The organism is Chryseobacterium sp. PMSZPI (genome assembly GCF_002835665.1).
In the GTDB taxonomy this organism is placed as follows: domain Bacteria; phylum Bacteroidota; class Bacteroidia; order Flavobacteriales; family Weeksellaceae; genus Chryseobacterium.
Window position 1 is genome coordinate 24,117 of the sequence record NZ_PIZV01000006.1, and the last position, 23,707, is coordinate 47,823.

General features: G+C 34.4%; 23 protein-coding genes. 5 read left to right on the forward strand and 18 right to left on the reverse strand.

Annotation, left to right across the window (positions count from 1 at the left end; translation table 11 throughout):
* The first annotated feature begins 42 nt into the window (after positions 1-42).
* From CW752_RS01795 to CW752_RS01810, 3 genes are all read left to right on the forward strand, one after another.
* Positions 43-1,314 carry an aminotransferase class I/II-fold pyridoxal phosphate-dependent enzyme gene (locus CW752_RS01795; protein WP_185117555.1) on the forward strand — a complete coding sequence of 424 codons (1,272 nt, stop codon included), beginning with the start codon at positions 43-45 and terminating at the stop codon, positions 1,312-1,314.
* Positions 1,315-1,379: 65 nt separating this feature from the next.
* Entirely contained in the window at positions 1,380-2,258 is an 879-nt protein-coding gene (locus tag CW752_RS01800) for a DMT family transporter (protein ID WP_101238088.1), read from the forward strand.
* A 195-nt stretch (positions 2,259-2,453) separates the two neighbouring features.
* Positions 2,454-4,649 (forward strand): B12-binding domain-containing radical SAM protein, encoded by a 2,196-nt coding sequence (locus CW752_RS01810; RefSeq protein ID WP_101238090.1) that lies wholly within the window; start codon positions 2,454-2,456, stop codon positions 4,647-4,649.
* A gap of 193 nt (positions 4,650-4,842) precedes the next feature.
* Here the strand turns inward: CW752_RS01810 and CW752_RS01815 are convergent, their stop codons facing one another.
* The 4 genes from CW752_RS01815 to CW752_RS01830 form a co-directional block, all read right to left on the reverse strand.
* The gene (locus CW752_RS01815) at positions 4,843-5,661 is read right to left on the reverse strand and encodes a hypothetical protein (protein WP_101238091.1); all 819 of its coding nucleotides are present in this window, start codon (positions 5,659-5,661) and stop codon (positions 4,843-4,845) included.
* Positions 5,662-5,741: 80 nt separating this feature from the next.
* Positions 5,742-6,023 (reverse strand): FoF1 ATP synthase subunit delta/epsilon, encoded by a 282-nt coding sequence (locus CW752_RS01820; RefSeq protein WP_101238191.1) that lies wholly within the window; start codon positions 6,021-6,023, stop codon positions 5,742-5,744.
* Between the two features lie 81 nt (positions 6,024-6,104).
* On the reverse strand, positions 6,105-7,613 hold the full coding sequence (gene atpD / locus CW752_RS01825; protein WP_101238092.1) for a F0F1 ATP synthase subunit beta: 1,509 nt from the start codon (positions 7,611-7,613) through the stop codon (positions 6,105-6,107).
* 158 nt (positions 7,614-7,771) lie between these two features.
* The gene (locus tag CW752_RS01830; protein ID WP_133121633.1) at positions 7,772-8,572 is read right to left on the reverse strand and encodes a T9SS-dependent choice-of-anchor J family protein; all 801 of its coding nucleotides are present in this window, start codon (positions 8,570-8,572) and stop codon (positions 7,772-7,774) included.
* 231 nt (positions 8,573-8,803) lie between these two features.
* On the opposite strand from CW752_RS01830, the gene CW752_RS01835 reads away from it, so the two are divergent.
* A complete protein-coding gene (locus CW752_RS01835) occupies positions 8,804-9,724 on the forward strand; it encodes a bifunctional riboflavin kinase/FAD synthetase (RefSeq protein ID WP_101238094.1) in 921 nt (306 codons plus the stop codon).
* 91 nt (positions 9,725-9,815) lie between these two features.
* Here the strand turns inward: CW752_RS01835 and CW752_RS01840 are convergent, their stop codons facing one another.
* Both CW752_RS01840 and CW752_RS01845 read right to left on the reverse strand, forming a co-directional pair.
* Positions 9,816-10,316 carry a hypothetical protein gene (locus tag CW752_RS01840; protein ID WP_228401575.1) on the reverse strand — a complete coding sequence of 167 codons (501 nt, stop codon included), beginning with the start codon at positions 10,314-10,316 and terminating at the stop codon, positions 9,816-9,818.
* 88 nt (positions 10,317-10,404) lie between these two features.
* The gene (locus CW752_RS01845; RefSeq protein WP_101238095.1) at positions 10,405-10,767 is read right to left on the reverse strand and encodes an MmcQ/YjbR family DNA-binding protein; all 363 of its coding nucleotides are present in this window, start codon (positions 10,765-10,767) and stop codon (positions 10,405-10,407) included.
* 207 nt (positions 10,768-10,974) lie between these two features.
* Here CW752_RS01845 and CW752_RS01850 point away from each other — a divergent pair, with 207 nt between their 5' ends.
* The gene (locus CW752_RS01850) at positions 10,975-11,640 is read left to right on the forward strand and encodes an NAD(P)H-binding protein (protein WP_101238096.1); all 666 of its coding nucleotides are present in this window, start codon (positions 10,975-10,977) and stop codon (positions 11,638-11,640) included.
* A gap of 128 nt (positions 11,641-11,768) precedes the next feature.
* Here the strand turns inward: CW752_RS01850 and CW752_RS01855 are convergent, their stop codons facing one another.
* The 12 genes from CW752_RS01855 to CW752_RS01915 all read right to left on the reverse strand — a co-directional run bounded on the left by CW752_RS01855 (position 11,769) and on the right by CW752_RS01915 (position 23,609).
* Positions 11,769-12,560, reverse strand: coding sequence for a tetratricopeptide repeat protein (locus CW752_RS01855; RefSeq protein ID WP_101238097.1), 792 nt, complete (start codon positions 12,558-12,560; stop codon positions 11,769-11,771).
* A gap of 59 nt (positions 12,561-12,619) precedes the next feature.
* Positions 12,620-13,195 (reverse strand): glutathione peroxidase, encoded by a 576-nt coding sequence (locus CW752_RS01860; RefSeq protein WP_101238098.1) that lies wholly within the window; start codon positions 13,193-13,195, stop codon positions 12,620-12,622.
* Between the two features lie 37 nt (positions 13,196-13,232).
* Positions 13,233-13,895 (reverse strand): histidine kinase, encoded by a 663-nt coding sequence (locus tag CW752_RS01865; protein WP_101238099.1) that lies wholly within the window; start codon positions 13,893-13,895, stop codon positions 13,233-13,235.
* A 153-nt stretch (positions 13,896-14,048) separates the two neighbouring features.
* Complete coding sequence (gene kdsB, locus CW752_RS01870) at positions 14,049-14,771, reverse strand: 3-deoxy-manno-octulosonate cytidylyltransferase (RefSeq protein ID WP_101238100.1); 723 nt, start codon at positions 14,769-14,771, stop codon at positions 14,049-14,051.
* A gap of 246 nt (positions 14,772-15,017) precedes the next feature.
* On the reverse strand, positions 15,018-16,001 hold the full coding sequence (locus tag CW752_RS01875; RefSeq protein WP_101238101.1) for a phosphatase PAP2 family protein: 984 nt from the start codon (positions 15,999-16,001) through the stop codon (positions 15,018-15,020).
* A 312-nt stretch (positions 16,002-16,313) separates the two neighbouring features.
* On the reverse strand, positions 16,314-17,567 hold the full coding sequence (locus CW752_RS01880; protein ID WP_101238102.1) for a pyridoxal phosphate-dependent aminotransferase: 1,254 nt from the start codon (positions 17,565-17,567) through the stop codon (positions 16,314-16,316).
* 22 nt (positions 17,568-17,589) lie between these two features.
* A complete protein-coding gene (locus CW752_RS01885) occupies positions 17,590-18,507 on the reverse strand; it encodes a tetratricopeptide repeat protein (RefSeq protein WP_101238103.1) in 918 nt (305 codons plus the stop codon).
* 17 nt (positions 18,508-18,524) lie between these two features.
* Positions 18,525-20,240: a phospho-sugar mutase gene (locus CW752_RS01890; protein WP_101238104.1), complete on the reverse strand. Its 1,716-nt coding sequence runs from the start codon at positions 20,238-20,240 to the stop codon at positions 18,525-18,527.
* A gap of 346 nt (positions 20,241-20,586) precedes the next feature.
* On the reverse strand, positions 20,587-21,288 hold the full coding sequence (locus CW752_RS01895) for a GIN domain-containing protein (RefSeq protein ID WP_101238105.1): 702 nt from the start codon (positions 21,286-21,288) through the stop codon (positions 20,587-20,589).
* 357 nt (positions 21,289-21,645) lie between these two features.
* Entirely contained in the window at positions 21,646-22,041 is a 396-nt protein-coding gene (locus CW752_RS01905) for a rhomboid family intramembrane serine protease (protein ID WP_101238107.1), read from the reverse strand.
* Positions 22,041-22,991: a glycosyltransferase family 2 protein gene (locus tag CW752_RS01910; protein WP_101238108.1), complete on the reverse strand. Its 951-nt coding sequence runs from the start codon at positions 22,989-22,991 to the stop codon at positions 22,041-22,043. Before CW752_RS01910 ends, CW752_RS01905 begins: the two co-directional genes overlap by 1 nt.
* A 15-nt stretch (positions 22,992-23,006) precedes the next feature.
* Positions 23,007-23,609: a DUF4199 domain-containing protein gene (locus CW752_RS01915; protein WP_101238193.1), complete on the reverse strand. Its 603-nt coding sequence runs from the start codon at positions 23,607-23,609 to the stop codon at positions 23,007-23,009.
* Positions 23,610-23,707 lie beyond the last annotated feature (98 nt).

The window sequence follows — 23,707 nt, forward strand, 5'->3', positions numbered from 1 at the left end:
TCTACAAGAAAGGCTTTTTTACTTAAAAATTACGAAACAATGTTGGATATTTTTGAAAGAATAAAAGAAAATCCAGGACCTCTTGGACAGTTTGCAGATTATGGAGAAGGATATTTTATTTTCCCAAGATTAGAGGGTCCTATCGGCCCTAGAATGCAATTTCAAGGTAGAGAAGTAATTTTCTGGAGTGCCAATGACTATTTAGGATTGTGTAATCATCCTGAAGTAAAAGAAGCGGATGCTCAGGCGGCTGCAGAATTTGGAATGTTCTACCCGATGGGAGCAAGGGCAATGTCCGGAGAAACAGATCAGCACCTTCAATTGGAGAGAGAATTGGCAGATTTCGTACAAAAAGAATCAGCATATTTATTAAATTTTGGTTATCAGGGAATGGTTTCTACCATTGATGCTTTGGTAAGCCGAAACGATGTAATTGTTTACGATATGGACTCTCACGCTTGTATCGTAGATGGTGTAAGACTTCATTCAGGAAAAAGATTTACCTATAAGCATAACGATATGGCCAGTCTTGAAAAAAATCTTCAGAGAGCGACTAAAGTTGCTGAAGAAACAGGAGGTGGTATCCTTGTCATTACTGAAGGAGTTTTCGGAATGAGAGGACAACAAGGTAAGATCAAAGAAATCTGTGATTTAAAATCAAAATATCAGTTCAGACTTTTAGTAGATGATGCACACGGGTTTGGGACATTAGGTAAAACAGGAGCCGGAGTGGGTGAAGAACAAGACTGTACCGATCAGATTGATGTATATTTCTCTACTTTTGCTAAATCAATGGCTGGTTTCGGAGCATTCCTTGCTGGGGACAAAGAAATCATCAGATACCTGAAGTTCAACTTAAGATCGCAAATTTTTGCAAAATCTCTTACAATGCCAATGGTAATCGGAGGTTTGAAAAGATTAGAGCTTTTAAGATCAAGACCTGAGATTAAAGCTAAACTTTGGGAAAATGTAAATAAATTACAGAGCGGTTTAAAAGAAAGAGGATTCAATATTGGGGATACCAACACTTGTGTAACTCCGGTAATGATGCAGGGAACTCCTGTAGAAGCTACTCTATTGGTGAAAGACTTAAGAGAAAATTTTGGGATCTTTACATCCGTGGTAGTATACCCGGTTATTCCAAAAGGAATGATTCTTTTAAGGTTGATTCCTACCGCTTCTCATACGGATGCCGAAATTAATGAAACATTAGCGGCATTTGAAGCAATTCACGACAAATTAGTAAGTGGTTACTATAAAGAGCAGGAACAATTATTACTGCAGGAACAAGGATTAAGTTTTAAACCGATTTAATTCATAACAATACAAAAAACCACTGATTGATTCAGTGGTTTTTTATTTAAAAACTATAAAAAACAATGAAACTCAGAGGATATATATTGGGAATTTTGTCGGCGGTTTCCTATGGATTGATTCCAATTTTTATTCTGCCGATCAAGCAAGCCCATTTTTCAATGGACATTACCCTGTTTTACAGGTTTTTCTTTTCTGCCATTATGGTAGGTGGATATCTGATTTATTCCAGACAAAACTTTAGAATCAATAAAAAAGAAGCTTTAATATTAGCTATTCTGGGAATATGCTATGCACTTTCCTCAGAATTTCTGTTTATAGGGTACGATTTCCTTACGCCTGGAATTGCCTCTACTGTTTTATTCATCTATCCGGTGATTGTAGCTTTAATCATGTTTTTCTTTTATAAAGAGAAACTCACCAGCTTATCCATCCTATCTCTGTTTTTTGCCTTTGCGGGTGTAATTGTTTTATGTTTAAAAGGAAATAGTTTTGAAATTAATTTTGCCGGATTAGGAATTGTAATGCTCAGCTCTCTATTTTATGCTCTTTACATGGTAATTGTCAACAAATCTAAACTTAAAGTTTCGGGATTTAAGCTTACCTTCTATTCTATGCTTTTTACTTCGCTGTTTTTCATGACAAAATCTATCATAGGACATGAGTCGTTTGCGATCCCTTCAGCAGCTATATTTTTCAACTTTCTTATTTTTGCTTTTCTTACTACGGTTATTTCCAGTCTGTGTTTAGTATATGCTATTAAGAGTATTGGTTCTACTCCGGTTGCTATTTTAGGAGCGCTGGAGCCTGTCGTTGCAGTGATGGTTAGTGTGTTGATGTTTCATGAGAAATTTACCGCCAACTTATTGATTGGAATTACTCTTATTTTACTGGGAGTCATTCTGAATGTTATTTCCGACCGAAAAAACACAGTTCACGCCTAATATTTACAGCTATGAGGAAATAGCCTCCATTCATCATTCCCTTCTTCAAACTTACATGATGTCGCGGCAGCATTTTATCTGTGAAATCCGTGAGATCTGCGGGGAAATTTTTCAACAGAATTTAAACCTGTCTATAATCAGAGCAAAAAATTTTTTTCTGAAAAAACTTTGGAATAACTTTACAAAAAATTTCTGTTGAAAGATCTGCTTCTTATTACTCCACCTTTTACCCAACTTAATACTCCTTATCCCGCGACAGCTTATATTAAAGGGTTCTTGAACACCAAAAATATTTCCAGCTATCAGGTTGATTTGGGGATTGATGTTATATTGGAATTGTTTTCCCAAAAAGGAATTCAGAAGGTATTTGATAAAAAAATTGATCTTCAGAATACCTCCGAAAACTCTCAGAGAATTTTTGCTCTCAGAGAAGAATATCTAAAGACCATTGATCAGGTTATTCCTTTTTTACAAGGTAAAACTCCTACCTTGGCAAGGCAAATCTGCAGCATGAATTTTCTTCCGGAAGCTTCCCGTTTCAACCAGTTAGATGATATGGAATTCGCTTTCGGAAATATGGGATTACAAGATAAAGCAAAGCATTTAGCTACTTTATATTTAGAAGATATTTCAGATTATATTGTTGAAAATATTGACTCCGATTTTGGGTTTAGCAGATATGCGGAACGTCTTGGTAAAAGCGCCAATTCCTTTGATGAATTATATTCAAAATTATCTGGTGAACATACATTCATTGATGAATTTACTTTAAAAATTCTTCAAGAAAAAATAGAGACTACACAGCCCAAACTCGTTTGTTTTTCTGTACCATTCCCGGGAAATTTATATTCAGGATTCCGATGCGCTCAGTTTATCAAAAAGAATTACCCTCATATTAAAATCGCTATGGGAGGAGGATTTCCCAATACAGAATTAAGAGATGTAAAAGATCAGAGAGTTTTTGAATTTTTTGATTTCATTACCTTAGATGATGGTGAGGTACCTCTTGAGCTTCTTTATGAAAACATCTGCCATCCTAAGCAAAACGAAGAATCTCAATACAAAAGGACATTTTTAATCGAGAATCAGGAAGTTGTTTATAAAAACAATTCTAAAAAACACGATTATAAACAAGCAGATATCGGAACTCCGGATTACACCGATTTAAAGCTGGATCAATATATTTCTGTCATTGAAATCGCCAATCCCATGCACAGCTTATGGAGTGACGGAAGATGGAATAAGCTTACGATGGCTCATGGATGCTATTGGGGGAAATGTACTTTCTGCGATATTTCTTTAGACTATATTAAAATCTATGAACCTATTTCTGCCAAAATACTGGTAGACCGAATGGAAGAACTCATCAAAACTACCGGTGAGACAGGCTTTCATTTTGTAGATGAAGCCGCTCCTCCTGCATTGATGAGAGAAGTTGCATTGGAAATTCTTCGCAGAAATTTGGTGGTTACCTGGTGGACTAATATCCGTTTTGAAAAAAGCTTTACCCGGGATTTATGTTATCTGCTCAAACTTTCCGGTTGTGTAGCGGTTTCAGGAGGGCTTGAAGTAGCCAGTGATCGATTATTAAAACTCATCGAGAAAGGCGTTTCTGTAGAGCAAGTAGCTAAAGTGACAAGAAACTTTACGGAAGCGGGAATTATGGTTCATGCTTACTTAATGTATGGCTACCCTACTCAAACTGTTCAGGAAACTGTTGACTCTTTGGAGATGGTAAGGCAACTTTTTGAAATGGGAATCCTTCAGAGTGGATTTTGGCACCAGTTTGCCATGACAGCTCACTCACCCGTTGGTATGAGTCCGGATGATTTCGGAGTTGTTCCCATAGAACAAGAAATTTTGTTTGCCAATAATGATATAGACTTTAAAGATAAAACGGGAATTGATCACAATAAATTCAGCTTTGGTCTAAAAAAGTCACTATTCAATTATATGCATGGAGTAAATTTTGAATTACCTCTTCAGGAATGGTTTGATTTTAAAATTCCAAGAACAACGATTCATCCCGATTATATTCATGATTGTCTTTTGGAAGACGGACAATTTAGTTTTAAAGGAAATTCAAAAGTCATATTTCTAACAAAAAATGTAATTGCCGAGAATCGCGTAAAAAATAAAAAGAAATATTCCGGTACATATACCCAGCTTACATTCCATTTGAAAACCAATATTGTAAAAGTTGAATTGGAACAGGACAAAGCAGAATGGCTCATGAATATATTGGATGAGAATTCTATTGAAAACCAAAAGAAACCTACCGTTCAACAACTTAAAACTCAGTTTGAAGAAAATTTTGATGATTTTGAATTATTCTGGTTCTCAAAACCGATGCAGCAATTGAAAGACAATGGAGTAATTTTGAGTTTGTAATTTTTTTTGATTTTCCAATAGGGTTTTTGAAATCATGATATTTTTACTAAAACAGCCATAAGTTTCTTTTCTGAAAAAATTAAAATCTGGATTCCTATAAATCTAAAGGTAGGATTTTTTTATGTTTTGGCTAAAGCCAATGGAATGTGGGATTTTATGTGAACGGGCTAAAGCCCGTTTCTATTGATCATTTTTAATGAGACTGCTCTTTCACGACAGGTCCTACGGATACTTTCTCTTGTATTTTAATAAAGTTCGGATCCATCATAGCCATTCGTTCTGCAAGAGCTTTATAAGTTGGAAACTTTAAAATAGAAGCTCTTCCCGACATTTCTCTGTAAATCGTAAAAGACTTTCCTCCGGCCGTTTTTAATTGTTTTGTTGTTGTAATATATTTCCCAATGTATTTGCTTTTAGCATCATAAATTTCAATATCTACAAACGTTTTATCCATAATTTTATCGTCTGACCCAAAACTAACAGGTAAGTTAGTAAAATAGCCTACAGGAACACCATTGCTTAGGATCTCACCAACCTTATTCACTTCAATATTCAGCTTATCAATTTTCGTTCTTATCGTATAGGCTTCTTTCGTTTTGCTATCTAATTTTCTTTTAGGAGTATTTGAAAAAAGATCATCGAGATTTTTTACATTGACGCCTTTATTATCGATAATTTTGAAACCATTCACAGAAGTATAGACAGCCGACTTTTCTTCTCCTGAAAATGCAGAAGGTGAAATATAATCCAATTCAATTGTTTTATCCCTATTATATACTCTATTGAGCTTAATGTAGCTATCTCTAACCGAATCCACGATACTCTTATCAATAAATTCCATTGTGTATAATGGAGTCTCTTTTAAATCCATAAAAGTATATTGATTGGATTTATTGGAGATTTTTGCAACCGGAATTCCGTCTAAATTGATGATCCCTCTTTTGGTCTTGATATTCTGAGCATTGAGGGAAATTCCCAGAATTGTAAAGAATATGATTATACTTTTCTTCATAGAATCAGATTTTTACATAAATAAAAAAAGTGTAACACAAAGTTACACTTTCTTGAAAATATATTTAGCTTTTCATTTAATTATTCACAAAGGATAATTCCTTTATTATGATTAAATTCTACAACACCGCTTTTGATAGTATAAGCAAAAACAGAGTCTTTTCCAGATTCTTTAGCGAAGTTTTTAGCAAAAGCTTCATCAATAGAATTGGTGAAAAGCTTTACATCACCTCCGATTAAAGAAGAAACGATTCCTGCGTGGTTTTTCATGATGTGGAATTCACCATTTTTTCCAGGCAATAATACAGAGTCTACTTCTCCTTCAAAAACTACGTATTCTGGTGTTAAAATTTTTATATTCATAGAAACAAATTTGAAATTTGATGTTTGAAATTTGAAATTACTCATCGAATCTCAAATTTCAAATCTCAAATTGTTAATAATTTATGCGTTTTCAGCTAACATTTTTTGTCCTGCTTCGATAGCTTCTTCGATAGTTCCTTTCAAGTTGAAAGCAGCTTCCGGTAAGTGATCTAATTCACCATCCATAATCATGTTGAATCCTTTGATTGTATCTTTGATATCAACTAATGATCCCGGAATACCTGTAAACTGTTCTGCTACGTGGAAAGGCTGAGATAAGAATCTCTGAACTTTTCTAGCACGGTAAACAACAGCTTTATCTTCTTCAGAAAGTTCTTCCATACCAAGGATAGCGATGATATCTTGAAGCGCTTTATATCTTTGAAGGATTTCTTTTACTCTTTGAGCACAGTTGTAGTGATCGTGACCGATAACTTCAGGAGCAAGGATTCTTGAAGTAGATGCTAATGGATCTACCGCCGGGTAAATACCTAATGAAGCAATCTTTCTATCCAATACTGTAGTTGCATCCAAGTGAGCAAACGTTGTTGCAGGAGCCGGGTCAGTTAAGTCATCCGCAGGTACGTATACCGCCTGTACTGAAGTAATTGAACCATTTTTAGTTGAAGTAATTCTTTCCTGCATCGCACCCATTTCAGAAGCAAGAGTTGGTTGGTAACCTACCGCTGATGGCATACGACCAAGAAGTGCAGATACCTCAGAACCAGCCTGTGTAAAACGGAAGATATTGTCTACGAAGAAAAGTACGTCTCTACCTTGTCCGCTTTCTCCACCATCTCTATAGTACTCAGCTAATGTAAGACCTGAAAGTGCTACTCTAGCTCTCGCACCTGGCGGCTCGTTCATCTGTCCGAAAACGAATGCTGCTTTAGAATCTTTCATAGCTTCTAAGTCTACTTTAGAAAGATCCCAACCTCCATTTTCCATAGAGTGCATGAAATCGTCACCATACTTGATAATTCCAGATTCCAACATCTCTCTTAAAAGGTCATTTCCTTCTCTCGTTCTTTCACCTACTCCGGCGAATACAGAAAGACCTCCGTGTCCTTTTGCAATATTGTTAATCAACTCCTGGATCAATACTGTTTTACCTACACCGGCACCACCGAACAAACCAATTTTACCTCCTTTTGCGTAAGGTTCAACTAAGTCGATTACTTTAATACCTGTAAATAAAACTTCTGCAGAAGTTGAAAGTTGATCAAATTTTGGAGCTTCTCTGTGGATTGGAAGACCTCCATCCTTAGAAATATTTTGAAGTCCGTCGATAGCATCCCCAACTACGTTGAAAAGTCTTCCGTTTACAGCCTCTCCGATTGGCATTGTAATAGGATTTCCGTATCCAATCACATCCTGACCTCTCTTAAGACCATCTGTAGCGTCCATTGCGATACATCTTACTGTATCTTCGCCAATATGTTGTTCTACCTCTAAGATTACTTTTTCACCGTTTTCTTTTGTAATTTCTAACGCGTCATAGATTGCTGGAACAGATTCCACATCAGTAAAGACAACGTCGATTACCGGACCAATAATTTGAGAAATTTTACCTTTAATTTGGTTTGCCATTGCTAAATTTTTTCTTGGTGCAAATATAGTGATTCTTCATAAACCCGCAATTGGTAAAAAAAAGATTTTTATCATGCTTTTTCACAAAAAAACCAAAGAAGAAAAAACTCCTTTGGTTCTATGATTTTTAAATATATTTTAGTATAAAAAAGCTCCGCCTATTTTTTAACACCTTTGATTACCTTTTGAGACCCATCTTTCATTTCCAGTTTTATCATATAAGCTCCCGGAATTAATTCTTTTAAACTAACCTGTGGAGATGGTTTATCGATAGTTTTCACTGTTTTACCAGACATATCATTAATGGAAATAGATTTCACATAATCCGCCTTAACCATATTTACCACATCTATAAATGGGTTTGGATAGATTTTGACTGCATCATTTTTGCGATTTACTTCTGCAGTAGCTAACTGAGAATTGGTCACACTGATATCATCAACTTGTAAATAATATTGATCGGCATTGGAGTAACAATTAAATCCCATATAATATACTCCTGTAGTAGAAGGCGTAAATGTTATAGCATCCGTAGACACACTTGATGTTACAATATTAGGATAATCTGCCAATTGATTGGTCATAGAAGAACTATTAGCCCCCATTCCGTACGCCACTTTTAATTTTTCCGGGAAGGTTCCCCCGGTACCGGAATACTTATAAGTTATTTTGTATTGTACTCCTCCAATAAGATTTAATCCAGGAGTAAAAAACCAAGCATTAGCAGCATTTGAAGAATTAAATTTATAAGTCAATGCTTTACTTGAAATTCCAGTGTGTGCATTTTGTTTGGTAATCCAATTAGATCCCAATCCTGCGTTCTCAATGGTCGTACATGGCGGTAACGCTGGAGTTGTTACGCTTTCGAAATCTTCTGTATAAGGTAAATTTACAGGATTACACTGTGCACTTAATTTAATTCCAACAATAAGTGCGATAAAAAGTAATTTTTTGTTCATAATGTTTTTTTTAAAAATAATCAAATTATCAACATAAAACAAATAATTATTTAAAATAAATCATAAATATAAACAAATTAATAAATAATTAATAAAATTTAAAACCAATAATCAAATTATAGTTAATATATTAATAGTGTTTTTAACATATAACTTTTTTTGTTCAGCATCATTCATAATCGCTTCCAATCAAAATAAAGGTTTTATATTTGCAATCAAAATTTTTTCGTTTTGAAAGTTTTCAAGAATTTTAAAGATTATTCCTCTCAAAAGCCTCTAGCATTGTCTTTAGGAATGTTTGACGGAGTACATCTCGGGCATAAAAGTATTATTGATGAACTGATAAAAATAGGTACAGAAAACAATCTGGAAACTGCTATCCTTACTTTTTGGCCACATCCCAGATTTGTTTTTAATCCTAATGAAGATTTAAAGCTCCTCAATACTTTAGAAGAAAAAAAACAACTGATAGAAAAATATCGCATCGATAATTTGTTCCTGAAAGAATTTGATGAAGAGTTCAGAAATTTAACCGGAGAAGAATTTGTACGTCAGATTTTAATTGATAAGCTTAATGTAAAATATCTTATTATAGGCTACGATCATTCTTTTGGAAAAAATAAAAGCGGAAATTTTGCACTTCTTCAAAAACTTTCTAAGGAGCTTGATTTTGAGGTAGAACAAATGGAAGCTATCAATATTCATGAAAATAATATCAGCTCCACCAAAGTACGTAATGCTCTTTTAACCGGAAATATTAAGGAAGCTAATGAAATGCTGGGATACTCCTACTCTGTTTCCGGAAGCGTTGTTCATGGAAAAAAAATAGGCAGAACAATTGGCTATCCTACTGCCAATATCGATATAGAATCCATCAAGCTTCTTCCCAAAAAAGGCGCCTATATTGTTGAAGTTGATGTAAAAGGGCAATCTTACAAAGGAATGTTGAGCATAGGCACCAATCCTACAGTAAATGGAGAAAAATTAACAGTAGAAGTTTATATCCTTGATTTTGATGGTGATATTTATGATGAAAAAATTACCGTAAGATTCAGAGATTTCCTTCACGATGAAATTAAGTTTGAAGGTCTTGAAAAATTAATTGAAAGACTGGATGAAGATAAAAGATTAACTGAAGAATATCATTTCTAAAAAAAAGTAACTCTAGTATGAGTTACTTTTTTTTATCAACAGTAAATATTTTGCAGTTTACTTTTAAAAGCTGTTATTATTCTAGGCAAGACTATTTCAATACTTTTAAGTAAACTTTCTGCGTTTCATTGTTTAATTTCACATTAGGAAACTGCTTATCATAATCGATGAAGATGTCTCCTTTTTGATCTGCTTTTCCATTTCCATCAGAATCCCAACTTACTGTAACATAATATTTAGCAGGTCCTACAGGTTTTGGATTAATTTTACTTTCAGCATCTTTAGGAACTGGTAAATCAATGGTAAACGGAATTGATTTCTCTTCATATTCTTTCTCCGTAATTAATGTCGCAGGAGCATCTGCCAGTCTTTCATCAACACCAAATAAACTTACTTTGAGCTTTGGATTTTTAATCGTAAAATTCTCAGTCCCTGAAAATTCAATTTTCAGGTTTTCTGAACTCTCAGAAGCAGGTGCCACAGTATTAGCAGTAGTGTCTGTAGCTGCCGGCGCATTTTTCTTATCCGTTGAATTACACCCTGATAATGTAATAATACCCACTACTGCGAGCATTGGAAGATACTTCCTCATCTGTTTATTGTTTTAATTGTTTAATTCAAAATTAACAACAATTTTCATACCCTAACCTCAAGAAATGGTAAAAAATTTACTCTACGCCTTAGTTTTGCAAAGAATCATTGATTGTATTCTGTACTTTCTTTGTCAAAGATTTAAAAACCAAATCATAAGAGTGATCAATGAGTTTAAGAACTAAATCTTTTTTTAAGCCATCCAACATTACGGAATTCCAGTGGGTTTTGTTCATATGATAAGCTCCTGTAATTTGTGGATATTGCTCTCTAAGTTCCGCACTCCATTCCGGATCTGTTTTTACATTAATAGATAAAGGTTGTTTTTCAAGCCCCATTAACAGGAACATTTTGGTATCTACTTTTAGTACAAGCGTTTCGTTATCAAAAGGAAAACTTTCTGTAACAGCTTTTTTAGTAAGGCAATAATCTAAAATTTCGTTGGCATCCATGGCTTTTTATAAGTAATAAGTAATGGGTAATTAGTAATATGATTAATAGTAATTGATATACAAATAGGTAGCAGATATTTAATAAAAAAATCTTTTATCTTTTATCTTTTATCTTTTATCTTTTATCTTTTATCTTTTATCTTTTATCTTTTAATCAAATTTAGTAAATTTAAGAAAAGAAAATAATCTTATCAATCACAAATTATTATGAAAGCTTTAGTAATCGGCGCTACAGGTGCCACAGGAAAAGATTTAGTCAATCAGTTACTTCATGATAAAGCATTTGATGAAGTTGATATTTTTGTAAGAAAACCTGTGAATATCGAAAACGAAAGACTTAAGGTTCATATCGTAGATTTTGAAAAGCCTGAAGAATGGAAAGAAATGGTGAAGGGAGATGTTGCCTTTTCCTGTCTCGGAACCACTTTAAAGGATGCGGGAAGCAAAGAAGCTCAAAAAAAGGTGGATTTTGATTATCAATATGAATTCGCAAAAGCAGCCAAGGAAAATAATGTTGAAGATTATATCCTGGTTTCAGCATATGGAGCAAACTCAACCTCTAAAATCTTTTATTCCAAAATGAAAGGTGAGCTTGAAGAGGCTGTAAAGCAATTACACTTTAATAAGATTACTATTTTTAAACCCGGAATGCTGGAGCGAAAAGACTCTGAAAGAACGGGAGAAGTTTTGGGCAGTCGGATTATAAAGTTTGCCAATAAATTTGGTCTGCTAGAGAGTCAAAAGCCCTTACCCACTAATATTCTGGCTAAAGCAATGATCAATTCCTCCAAAATAAAAAGCAATGGATATTCCAGTATCAAACTGGGAAATATTTTTTGTTTTGCAGACAAGGTTATTGATGAGCAAGGATAAAAAAACGCTAATAAAAAATCTGTGTAAATCTTCGAAAATCTGTGGTTGAATCGATTTCCCCACAAATCACACGGATTTACACAGATTTATAGAATTTCTTTGTATTCTTTTTAAAGTGAGAACAAATCCTAGGAGAATTCCTTCTTTATTTTTTCAGAAAGATCCTCCGGTCCTTGTATATCTTTTATTTTTTCATACGTTTTCCAGGCTTTTTTAATAAGCTTTTCATCATTCTTGGCCTTACCAACCTTTATTAAAGTAAGTGCATAAAGAGATAAATATCCTTTATCTTTTTTATATGTAGAATACACTTCATCAAAATAAGGTAATGCTTCTTCGTAATTTTCTTTAAGACAATTCAACATACCATACATGTATTTTACGTCAACCTTTACTTCTCCAGAGCTTTCATACAGCTTTTCAGCCTTTTTCAAATTGCTTAATCCATTATCAAAATCATTAAGAACAATTGCAGTATTAGCTATACCATAATACCCTTCCGGATTAGTGGGAAAATATTTTACCATTTCCTGAAACTTTTCTCTTGCCAAATCAGCCCGCTCAATTCTCATCATTTCAATAGCTAAATTTTGCTTAAATTCTGGAGATCTATTCTGGGCTAAGCTATCTGCTACATAATAGTAAGCAAGAGCTTCCTCGTATTTTTCCTGTAATCTGAAAAGATATCCTGCCATAAAATACGCATCACAATATGTGGAATCCTGAGCCGCAACATGAACCATACCACGAGTTGCTCTCTCATAAAGTTTTGGAAACTGTAATGCTTTGATTACTACATCAAATTTCTTTTTGGAGTCTTCTTTTTGGGGAGTGCAATAGTTGATTTTACCTGAAAAATAACTTTGTGAAAATCCTTTAGCAGAAAGGATAAGTATAAAAATAATTACTAGTTTTTTCATCGTGCAAAAATAAAAAAGTGGATGATAACATCCACTTTCTGTATATCAATATTTTTTATTTATTTCAAATACTTTGTAATTGCCTCACTTGTAGGTTTTGTTGTACTTACAAAAGAGTCAATCAGTTTTCCATTTTCATCCACAAGGAATTTGGTAAAGTTCCAAAGGATGGTGGTATTTTTTACTCCGTTTAATTCTTGTTCTGTTAAATATTTAAAGATTGGTGCCGTATCATCCCCTTTTACGGATACTTTAGCAGCCATTGGGAATGTTACGCCATAATTTTTCTGGCAAAAGGCGCCGATTTCCGTATTGGTACCCGGCTCTTGTCCTCCGAAATTATTTGCAGGAAAGCCTACAACAACCAGTTTATCTTTGTATTGTTCATATACTTTTTCCAGATCAGCATACTGTGGAGTAAAACCGCACTCAGAAGCTGTATTAACGATAAGGATTTTCTTTCCTTTAAAATCGGCAAAGTTAATCTCTTTACCATCAAGGCTTTCTACTTTGAAATCATATATTGTTTTTCCCATAAGTTCTTGGGTTTTGGCTTTAGAAATTTCACTTTTTTGATTGGTGCAGCTCTGAAGGAATGCCATAAAGGAGAGCAGCAGTAAAAAAATCTTTTTCATTTCTTATGATTTTATTTGCAGCTAAGCCGCAGTGGATTTAAAATTTAAAAATATTAGCCGGAAAAACTTTGTTTACATCAATTTTGTTTAATAGCATGACGTAATCTCCATCTTTTTTAGGACTCGAAGATTCAATTCTGAAAGGCATTACCAGGTTTCCTACTTTCTTATAATCAGAATATACTACTGTTTCATCCTTTTTAACTTCCTTCAAAAGCATATACGTTTTGGTATCAAAATAATACATATTCTTATTAACATTCTTAGTAAGTTCAACTTTATGACAGTAGATCTCTCCTACCTTTTCTTTTCCAAGATATTTGGCATCGAAACCTTTATTTTCCCAGTCGATAAAGTCATTATCAAAACTTTCCGGTACATATTCAGGATACTCCTGAACTTTATTGGCAGCATAGTTCATCGCATACCCTTTAGTTCCGTCAAAACCTTCAATAGCCGTATCTTTTCCGTTGGCCGTGATTACTGTTTTGGTAAGATTAGGGCGCTGCTGATAAATTTTTATCGGGTATTCGTCCTTAATTCCTAAAACTACTTTTCCTTGAAGCAGCACTGAATTTAAAAGTTTCCAATTGGTTAATCCTCCGGATAATTCAATGTTTTTATCTATAATTTCTTTTGCCGTCTGTGCAAAAGTTAAATGCGAAACGATCAATCCAAATACTAAGAGTAACTTCTTCATTAATTTTATTTATAAATTCAAATATAAGAGGATTTGGGATAAAATGCAAAAAGGGAGGAAAGTGAAGAAAGCTAAAAAAGCAAATAAGGCAAAAGAGGAAGAAATACAATTGCCATATTCGTTTTCAAATTATCTCATTTTCAAATCTTCAAATTAAATTAACTTTCTTGCTTTTTCCAAATCTTCCGGTGTATCGATCCCTACTCCGATAAAATTGGTTTCTATCATTTTGATTTTCATGCCATATTCCAGGTAGCGGATGCATTCTATTTTCTCTGATATTTCCAATGGTTTCATTTCCAGCTTTGAGAATTGCAGCAATGCTTCTTTCCTGAATGCATATACTCCAATATGTTTATAATAATTTACATTATAAGAAATTTCTCTGTGAAAAGGAATTGCTGAACGGCTGAAATAAAGGGCAAAATCATTATTATCCGTAATAACTTTTACGTTATTGGGGTTTTCAATTTCTTCTTTTCCAGTTAATTTTATTTTTAATGAAGCTAATGAAATTTCTTGTTGAGCATCTGCTTTGAAAACTTCTATAAGCTGCTGTAAAGGCTCTAATTTAAGGAAAGGTTCATCTCCCTGAACGTTGATCACAATATCACAGTCGATATTCTGTACGGCTTCAGCAATTCGATCACTTCCTGTTTCATGCTGTCCCGTCATTACAGCTTTTCCGCCGTGTTGAACAATTTCATTAAAAATAATTTCAGAATCTGTAGCCACAAATACTTCATCAAATAATCCGGTTTCCACAACATTTTGATAAGTAGTGGTAATCACGGTTTTTTCACCCAAAATCTGCATTAATTTCCCTGGAAAGCGACTAGCTTCGTAACGGGCAGGGATGACAGCGATTATTTTCATTCAATAAAAATCTTAATTAAAGTTCTTCTATTCAGCTGTTATCTTTCAATCCTTATTACAGAAAGGATGTATGATAGCTTTTTCAGCTCAAAAATAGTGAAAGTATTTTAGTTTGTCATATAAAATATGGTATTCTATACCAGGTTTCGATACAAAATTGATCTATCTTTTTCAAAAAACAAAACTCCCGCACCTTCAATGAAAATGTGGGAATTGGATATAGATTTTTATTAAATGAGTTGATATTTAAAAAGATAGTTTTACACCTACCATATTGTATTCCCATTGGCGGGATGCCATAAGGTCAAATTTATATTTTGTTTTCCCTATTGTTCCTTCTGTTGATGTATATCTGCTTTTTGAGATTGTTTTCCCGATAAAGTATCCCATCAACAACGCTAAAGGATAATCCGACGCCCAATGTACTTTACTTTGCATCATTTGAAAACATAAGGCTCCTGCTAAGGTATATCCCACAGGCTTAATCCATTTTGCATCCGGATAGTTATCTGCAATAACAGTAATCCCGGCCATAAAAGTGGTTAAATGTCCTGACGGCATAGCGTCATAACTGGATGTATTCTTACTAAATGCCGAGAAACTTGGGAAAGGATTCCAAGCTCCTCCTTTATTGCCATTTTCTTCTGCAATAAACGGACTTTCCCTTCCGGTAATTCTTTTTATAGTCTGGGTAAAGACCCCTGAAAGGATTAAACTCTCCATTAATCCGCTTGCTGTAGCCTGAGCTCTGTAGTCATTTTTAATTAAACCATAGGTTCCGAAACCGATTCCAAGCAATACCAGTGTAGAACCATTTCCTATCAGGTAAAGCGTTGATCCGATATCTTTGGGTATTTTAAAGACTCCACCAATTTTGGTATAGTTGTTATCCTTATCCATTCCCCATCTTTCTCCTAATTCTCTGGAGTTATCGATTAGTTTTTGATCGAAAGGTATAAGAATTAATGTTGATGCTACCGCTCCTCCTAAATAATAAGCATGATCTTTGGCTACAAAATCTTTATTCGTATCAATAAAGTTTCTGGGTAGTTTGGTCACAAAATCCAGAAGTTTAGGTTTTGGATAAGTTCTGACAGTCCCGTCTTTTAAAGTATAAGTTTGTACTTTTGGTTCAAGTTCCTGTGGCAATTCTGTTACCTTCAATGTATCTACTTCTTGTGAACAGACCAATATAGACATTGGTAATAGCAAAAATCTTATTCTTTTCATCGTTGTCTTTTTCAACCCTGTTTATTCTTAGCTTATAAAAACGGCAAAGGTAATTCCTTGTTCACTTTACCACAAAATGTTTATTCAATTTTAATTTTTATTTAATTTTTTTCATAAAAAGACAGCCTGTTATTAGTTTATGTACTTAATCAAAAAAATAACTCCATAGGTCCTAGGGACGTATAGGAAAACTGAATTCAAATGATTTACTCTAAAACGCTTCGACTCCGCTCAGCGTGACACGGTTAATACTATTTATTGGTTTTAACGATGTCATGCTGAGCGAAGTCGAAGCATATATTAAGGTAAAGATTACTTTAGATTGTTCAAAGCATTTTCCAACTTCGGAAGCATTACTTTGATCTCATCGATCGCAAGACCTCCTACTGATGCACGGAACCAAGGTTCTGACTTTTCTTCCCCAAATGCTGAGAATGGCACTAAGGCAACTCCTGCTTCATTGATTAGGTAAAATACAAGGTCTGAAGAGTTTTCAACAACAGCTCCATCAGGTTTTGTTTTTCCGATATAATCTAATTTGATGGTCAGATAAAGTGCTCCCATTGGCTCAATACTGTCTACCGCCAAACCTTTTCCTTTTAAATCCTGAATTCCTCCGTGAAGAACTTTTAAGCTTTCTTCCAGTTTTGCTTTAAAGTCATCTACGAATGTATTTACATTTTCAGGGTTTTCATAGAATTTTGCAGTTGCCTCTTGCTCCGGTTTTGGTGCCCAAGCTCCTACATGGGTAAGAAGAGCTTTCATTTTATCAATGATATGAGCAGGACCGAATCCCCATCCTACACGTACTCCTGTTGCAGCAAGGCATTTAGAAATACCATCAATATACACTGTATAATCCTTCATTTCAGGGAAAAGAGAAACCGGGTCTACATGTTCTGCTCCAAAAGTAAGGTTAGAGTAAATCTGGTCATACATTAAATATAACGGTTTTTCGTCTGCTCCTCTTTTTTTGTTTTCGGCAATCACCAATTCGCAGATTTCTGAAAGTTGCTCTCTTGTAAACATTGTTCCTGTAGGGTTCAATGGAGAACATAGCGCTAATAAAACGGCTCCGTCCAGGTGAGGTCTTAAGTCGTCTGCAGTTGGAAGGAAATTGGTTTCAGGCTTTGTTTTCACTTCTACAGCGTTTGCTGAAGTAAGGTAAGCATAATGATTATTGTTCCAAGACGGAGTTGGGTATACTACCTTATCTCCTTCGTCTACGATAGTTTTGTATACCGCATAGATCAAAGGTCTTGATCCTGCCGTAATTAAAATATCATTAGGAGAATAATCAAGGTTCCATCTGTTTTTTAAATCTTTGGAAACCTCTTTTCTTAAAGATAAAAGTCCGTTTGCAGGCGGATAGTTTGTCAGATTATTCTGATATGCTTTCTGAATCTCTTCCTTCAGCAATGCCGGGATAGGATAGATATTAGAATTCAGGTCACCAATAGTAAGATTGGCAATTTCTGCTCCTTTTGCTTTTAGATCATTTACTTCGTTACCAATTTTTACAATTTCAGAACCAATCAGGTTCGCCGCTAATTTTGAAACTTTCACTTTATTTCTTATTTAAAATTTACTAATATTTTCTTTCAACATTGATTCTTTCATGTATTTGATTTACCGGCATCTGTGCATCAAAAAGGGCTATTAGTTCTTTTGCTTTTTTTGCCGTATAGGAATTCGGATATTTTTTGATGATCCTATTGAATTCCGCTCTGTTTTCATCGTATAGTTTTCCGGTTCCTTTGTCGAAGTCTTCTTGATATGTCGGAGTGTTATCCATACCTAGCAAATAATCAGCTAGATAATTATTGTAGTCTTGTTTTACAAATTTTATCAGCTTACTTTTAGGATATTTGTTGATGAAATTTTCCCAGAACATCAATCTGTTTCCTAATTCTTCCCAGGAAATCATTAAGCCGGCATCCGCTGCATAATTGCTTTCACTTTCTTTATCCGTTTGTGAAATATAGACGTCATAATCCGGAGTCACTTTATTTTTAAAAATAGATGAATAATATCCCGGAATCGTCCAGATTTCTGTGATCCCTTCTCCTACTTCCCTGAATTCCAAACCTGCTTTTTTAAATTCGGCAGCAAGTTTATTTACATGCTCAGGAAGATTGTATCGTTCTTTTTCTGCATCGTAATAATTAACATATTTATCTAAAACATCAGCATTCAAAGAACTTAGACATTCTGTATATTTTTCTCTGATTTTAAGATAATCTTCATATACATTGTTGTTCTTTTCCGGAGTATTTTCTGCAACTTCTTTATCTATTTTTGTATGATACCACTGAAGTGCAGTGATGTAGTCCTCTGTTTTTTTATTGGGAGAGCAAACGGTATCAACCGGTTTATACAGCTCTTCTTTAGTTTCGTTTTTTGTAATCGAATCTTTTACAGGTTTTACATCAGAAACTGTAGTTTCCTTTTTACAGGAAACTACAATTGCAGACAGTATACATATAGTTATAATTTTTTTTATCATGTGCTGCAATCAGTTGATTAATCCAGTTTTAAATCTGTTTTAACAGCTCCGATTTTAGCTTCTAATGATTTTAATTTATCCTTGAAATCTGCTTCAGAAGAGATGGCATCTTTTACTGAAACATAAAACTTGATTTTAGGTTCTGTTCCTGAAGGTCTTACACAAACTTTTGTTCCATCCTGTGTATAATAAATCAATACATTAGACTTTGGAATATCAGCCATTACCTTTTTCTCGTTCGTTGAAACCGTAAAGCTTGTCTGCTCTTTAAAGTCTTTGATTTCTTCTACTAATGAACCTGCTAGTTCTTTTGGAGGATTTTCGCGGAAGTTTTTCATCATAGTCTGGATTTCTTCAGCTCCTTCTCTTCCCTTTCTTACAATGTTGATCAATCCTTCATAATACATCCCTAAATCTTCATAGATCTCAATCATGTACTGATACATTGTTTTTCCATTGGCTTTACACCAAGCAGCAATTTCGCATGCTAAAAGGATACTTCCACAAGAGTCTTTATCTCGCACAAAATCTCCCGTCATAAATCCGAAACTTTCTTCTCCACCACATACAAATTTTTGTGTTCCTTCAGCTTCACGGATCATTTTTCCGATCCATTTGAATCCTGTAAGACCCACTTTACATTCTACTCCGAATTTTTGAGCAATATCATAGAAAATATCTGAAGTTACAATGGTAGAACCGATGAACTCTTTTCCTGTGATCTTCCCTTGTTTTCTCCACTCGTTCAAAATGTAGTAAGTAAGGATTGTATTGGTTTGGTTTCCGTTTAGTAATTGCATTTCACCGTCAAGGTTTCTTACTGCAATTCCCAGTCTGTCTCCATCCGGATCTGTCCCAATAACGATATCGGCGTTCGTAATTCTTGCAAGATCCAATGCCATTTCTAAAGCTGCCGGTTCTTCCGGGTTTGGAGATTCCACCGTTGGGAAATTTCCGCTTGGAATCATCTGCTCTTTAACAAGGTCAATCTTTTTAAATCCTGCTTTTTCTAAAGCTTTTGGAATCGTTGTGTATGTTGTTCCGTGGATAGATGTGAAAACAATATTCAAGTTTTCTTTTCCAACATTCTGATACGTAGAATTTTCAATACAGGCATCGATGTATACATCATCCTGCTCCTCTCCGATCCACTCGATCAGGTCATCATTTCCATCGAATTTAATTTCATCAAATTGTACAGAGTATACCTCCTTGATAATCGCTTCATCATTTGGCGGAACAATTTGTGCTCCGTCATTCCAGTATACTTTATAACCGTTATATTCAGGTGGGTTGTGAGATGCTGTTAATACAATTCCTCCGTTACATTTTTTATCACGAACGGTGAAAGAAAGTTCAGGAGTTGGTCTGTGATCTTTGAAAAGCAATACTTTAATTCCGTTTGCTGTCAAAACATCTGCAACTAATTTTCCGAATTCTTTTGAGTTGTTACGAACATCATAAGCGATAGCCACTTTGATCTCTTCTCCTTTGAACTGCTGCAACATATAATTGGCAAGCCCCTGAGTAGCCTGTCCCAATGTATATTTATTTAAGCGGTTGGTTCCCACTCCCATGATACCACGCATACCTCCTGTCCCAAATTCCAGTTCCCTGTAGAATGAATCCTCCAGATCAGGAGAATTATTGTCGATTAATGTCTGTACTGCATTTCTCGTTTCTGCATCGAATGTATCACTTAACCAAAGTTTCGCTTTTTCTAATGTGTTCATATTTTATGTTTATTTTTTTTAGCTGGAAGAAGGAAGCTGGAGGCTGGAGGTTATTTCTCTGCCTAGTTTCAAACTTCTGCTTTTTTATTTATTGTTCTGTTTATTTTTAGCTGGAAGAAGGAAGCTGGAGGCTGGAGGTTGTTTCTCTGCCTAGTTTCAATCTTCTGCTTTTTTATTTATTGTTCTGTTTATTTTTAGCTGGAAGAAGGAAGCTGGAGGCTGGAGGTTATTTCTCTGCCTAGTTTCAAACTTCTGCTTTTTATTTTTTTATTTATTTAAAGGTGAAAATGTGAAGTTCGGTAAACTAAAAGTACCTCCAGCTTCCAACTCCCAACTTCCAACCTTTTTACTCTAATTTCTTATTTTCAACTTTCGTTGTTTTTTCTACTTTAAACGCTCTGATCGGATCGTTATAATAGACAAATTTAGCGGTGTTCTGAATATTTCCTTTCAAAGAATCTTTTACATTGACCTCTGCATAATTCCCATTTTTAGAATCAACATTCAGGTTGGTAATTTTCCAATAAGGAGCAATTAAACTTGCTGTATCTGAAATTTTTATTACCGCATCTTTAGTTAATCCTAAAAAGTTAGCTCTACTTCTGTTATGCATCTCCACTTCTGCTCTTCTGGTGTTTACAGATCCCATGAAACTTGCATTATTTTTCATATTGAGTCTGAAATTATCAGTTTTAATTTCACTCGAAATATTCATTTCCACAGAGTCTGAAACAGCAACTTTTTCAAGGTTGTATTTTGAATAAATGGTTACGTTATAAAAATCTACTCCTTTTGTTCTTCTTTTTTCTTTGATGAAAAGTGTTTTATCTTTTACATCAACGTCAAGGTTATTAGCTACATTAGGATACGTTTCTATTTCTACAAAATTTTTCGGGCCTCTGGCGTAAAATACACGGAATTTACCGTTCAAATCCAGATTCACAAACTCCGAAACATCCACATCTTTCTTTTCAATATTTCCTTTGGGAGAAACTTTTCCACAGGAAACTACTGCAACCAACATCAATGTGTATACTATTTTTTTCATATTTAATTTTAAATATTCTATTACTATCCTGATGATCAAACATGACCAATCCTATTGAAAGTTCTCAAGGTTGTTTTTTATCCGATCCAGAGAACTCTCAACAATATTCTTTAACAAAAATAGGATTAAAATTTTTAAAAAACTTTGTCTTTTGACAATAAAATACCTGATAATTTTCAATTTTTCTACTTGTCTGAAACCTCTATTGGAAAAAATTTGGCCAATTTTATGTCTTGAATTATTAATTCTTATTACTAATGACTGATTTGATTTTTGCTGCCTTCTACAAATATAAAAGAAAAACACCCCAAAAAGCATATTACTTTTTGAGGTATTTGTATACTATAATGATATCATTTAATAACTATTTTCCAGTGAAGCAGCATAAATTGCTAATGTCACCAGAATAGCCACTATAATAATTCCGATAATTAAAGGTTTCCATATCGGTTTCTTTGGGTATTCCGTTTCGTTCGGGAAATATTTCGGAACAAAATAATCGGATAACAACATACCTCCTGCCAGTCCACAAACATAGGCCAAAGCACTGATCGGCTTTTCAGGAATGTTCACAATAACAGCAGTTAATATCGTTATAACGATAGAAATCCCCAACACTGTATAAGCCTCTTTCTTTTTATTGACATTCAAAAGGTTCTGAAATAATAAAACGCCTCCAAAGAGTGTTGAAAGAAAAATAGAAAATCCTAAAATCGCTTTTTTAGAATAAATTTTGGGCAACTTTTCTTCCATTATATTACATCATCAATATTATAGTTCTTATGCTCACGGTTGGTTCTGATAATCATTTCTCCTAGGAATCCGGCAACAAATAATAATGTTCCCATAATCATCATCGTTAAAGCAATATAAAACCAAGGATTATTGGTAATTAAGTGTCCGTAAATTCCTCTGGCCACATCAATCAGTTTGGATACTCCCAACCAAAGGGCCGAAAGAAAACCAAAAATAAACATCACAGTCCCTACTGCTCCAAAGAAATGCATCGGTCTTCCCCCAAACCGGCTTACAAACCAAAGCGTTACCAGATCTAAAAACCCTCTGATAAATCTTTCTGTTCCGAATTTCGAGGTTCCGTAAGGTCTTGCCTGATGCTGTACTTCTTTTTCCGTTATTCTTCTGAATCCTGCATTGGCAGCCAATACCGGAATATATCGGTGCATATCTCCGTATACATCAACGGATTTTACAACTTGTTTTTTATAGGCTTTTAAACCACAATTGAAATCGTGAAGATAAACTCCCGAAACTTTTCTGGCAGCAGCATTGAACAGTTTTGACGGAATATTTTTCGTCATCACATTATCAAAACGTTTCTTCTTCCACCCTGATACAATATCGTAATTTTCATTTACGACCATATTGTAAAGCTCAGGGATTTCTTCCGGGAAATCCTGTAAGTCAGCATCCATGGTAATTACCACATCCCCGTTCGTTCTTGCAAAAGCGGCGTGTAGCGCCTGTGATTTTCCATAATTTCTGGAAAATTTAATAGCGTGGATTTGAGGATATTGTACTTTCATATTCTCAATAATACTCCACGACAAATCCGTACTTCCATCGTCTACAAACCAGATTTCATAGGATAAATTACTGGATTTGCAAACGTTATCAATTCTTGAAAAAAGCTCTTCCAAAGAATCTTCTTCGTTCAGTAACGGAATAACTATAGATAAATTCATTTAATTTTAATAAAATTAGGCTTGATTCATTTCTTCGGGCTGATGAATCGTTCTTGTTCTGAAAAACGCTCCGAAAAACACCGACAAAACTACGTAAAATATAAGAATTGCTGCAAAATATCCTGAAAAATGACTTGCGGTAAGCATATCTTTTCCTTTTACAGCCTCAGGAGTAAAGCTTTGTAATCTTTCTTTGTACTTCTGATCCAGCTCATCAATATCTTTTTGATGTTTTAAAATTTTTCTGGCTGTAGTGTATTCCGTATCCAATTCTGATTTTTGTCTTTGAACATATTGATAGTTCAATAACTTTTTGGCAGCCGGGTCTACGAAATTTAAAAAGGCATAAATGCTGAAAATCGAAAGAATTCCTCCGATAAACATCGGAACGAAGGCTCTTTTGAAAGCTTCTTTAAATTTTACTACTCTATGGGTATTCCAATACGATTTTACAGACCAGAAAGCGGCCCCCGCATACAAAAGAGGCAAAACAAAAGCATTGGCTTTCAGAGAGATATCAAAATAATTGATCCCTGAAAAAAAAGTGTACACTACAAAAAAAACGATCATTGTAGCGATAAAAAGTATAATTCCTAGTGTTGATGGACTTTTCGTCATGTTTAAATTTTTAGAAAAAAGTTGAAAAATTATCCCCCTAAATGTCAGCCGTTTAGCTCTACCACTGCATTTTTTCGACAAATTTTCTTTAATAATGT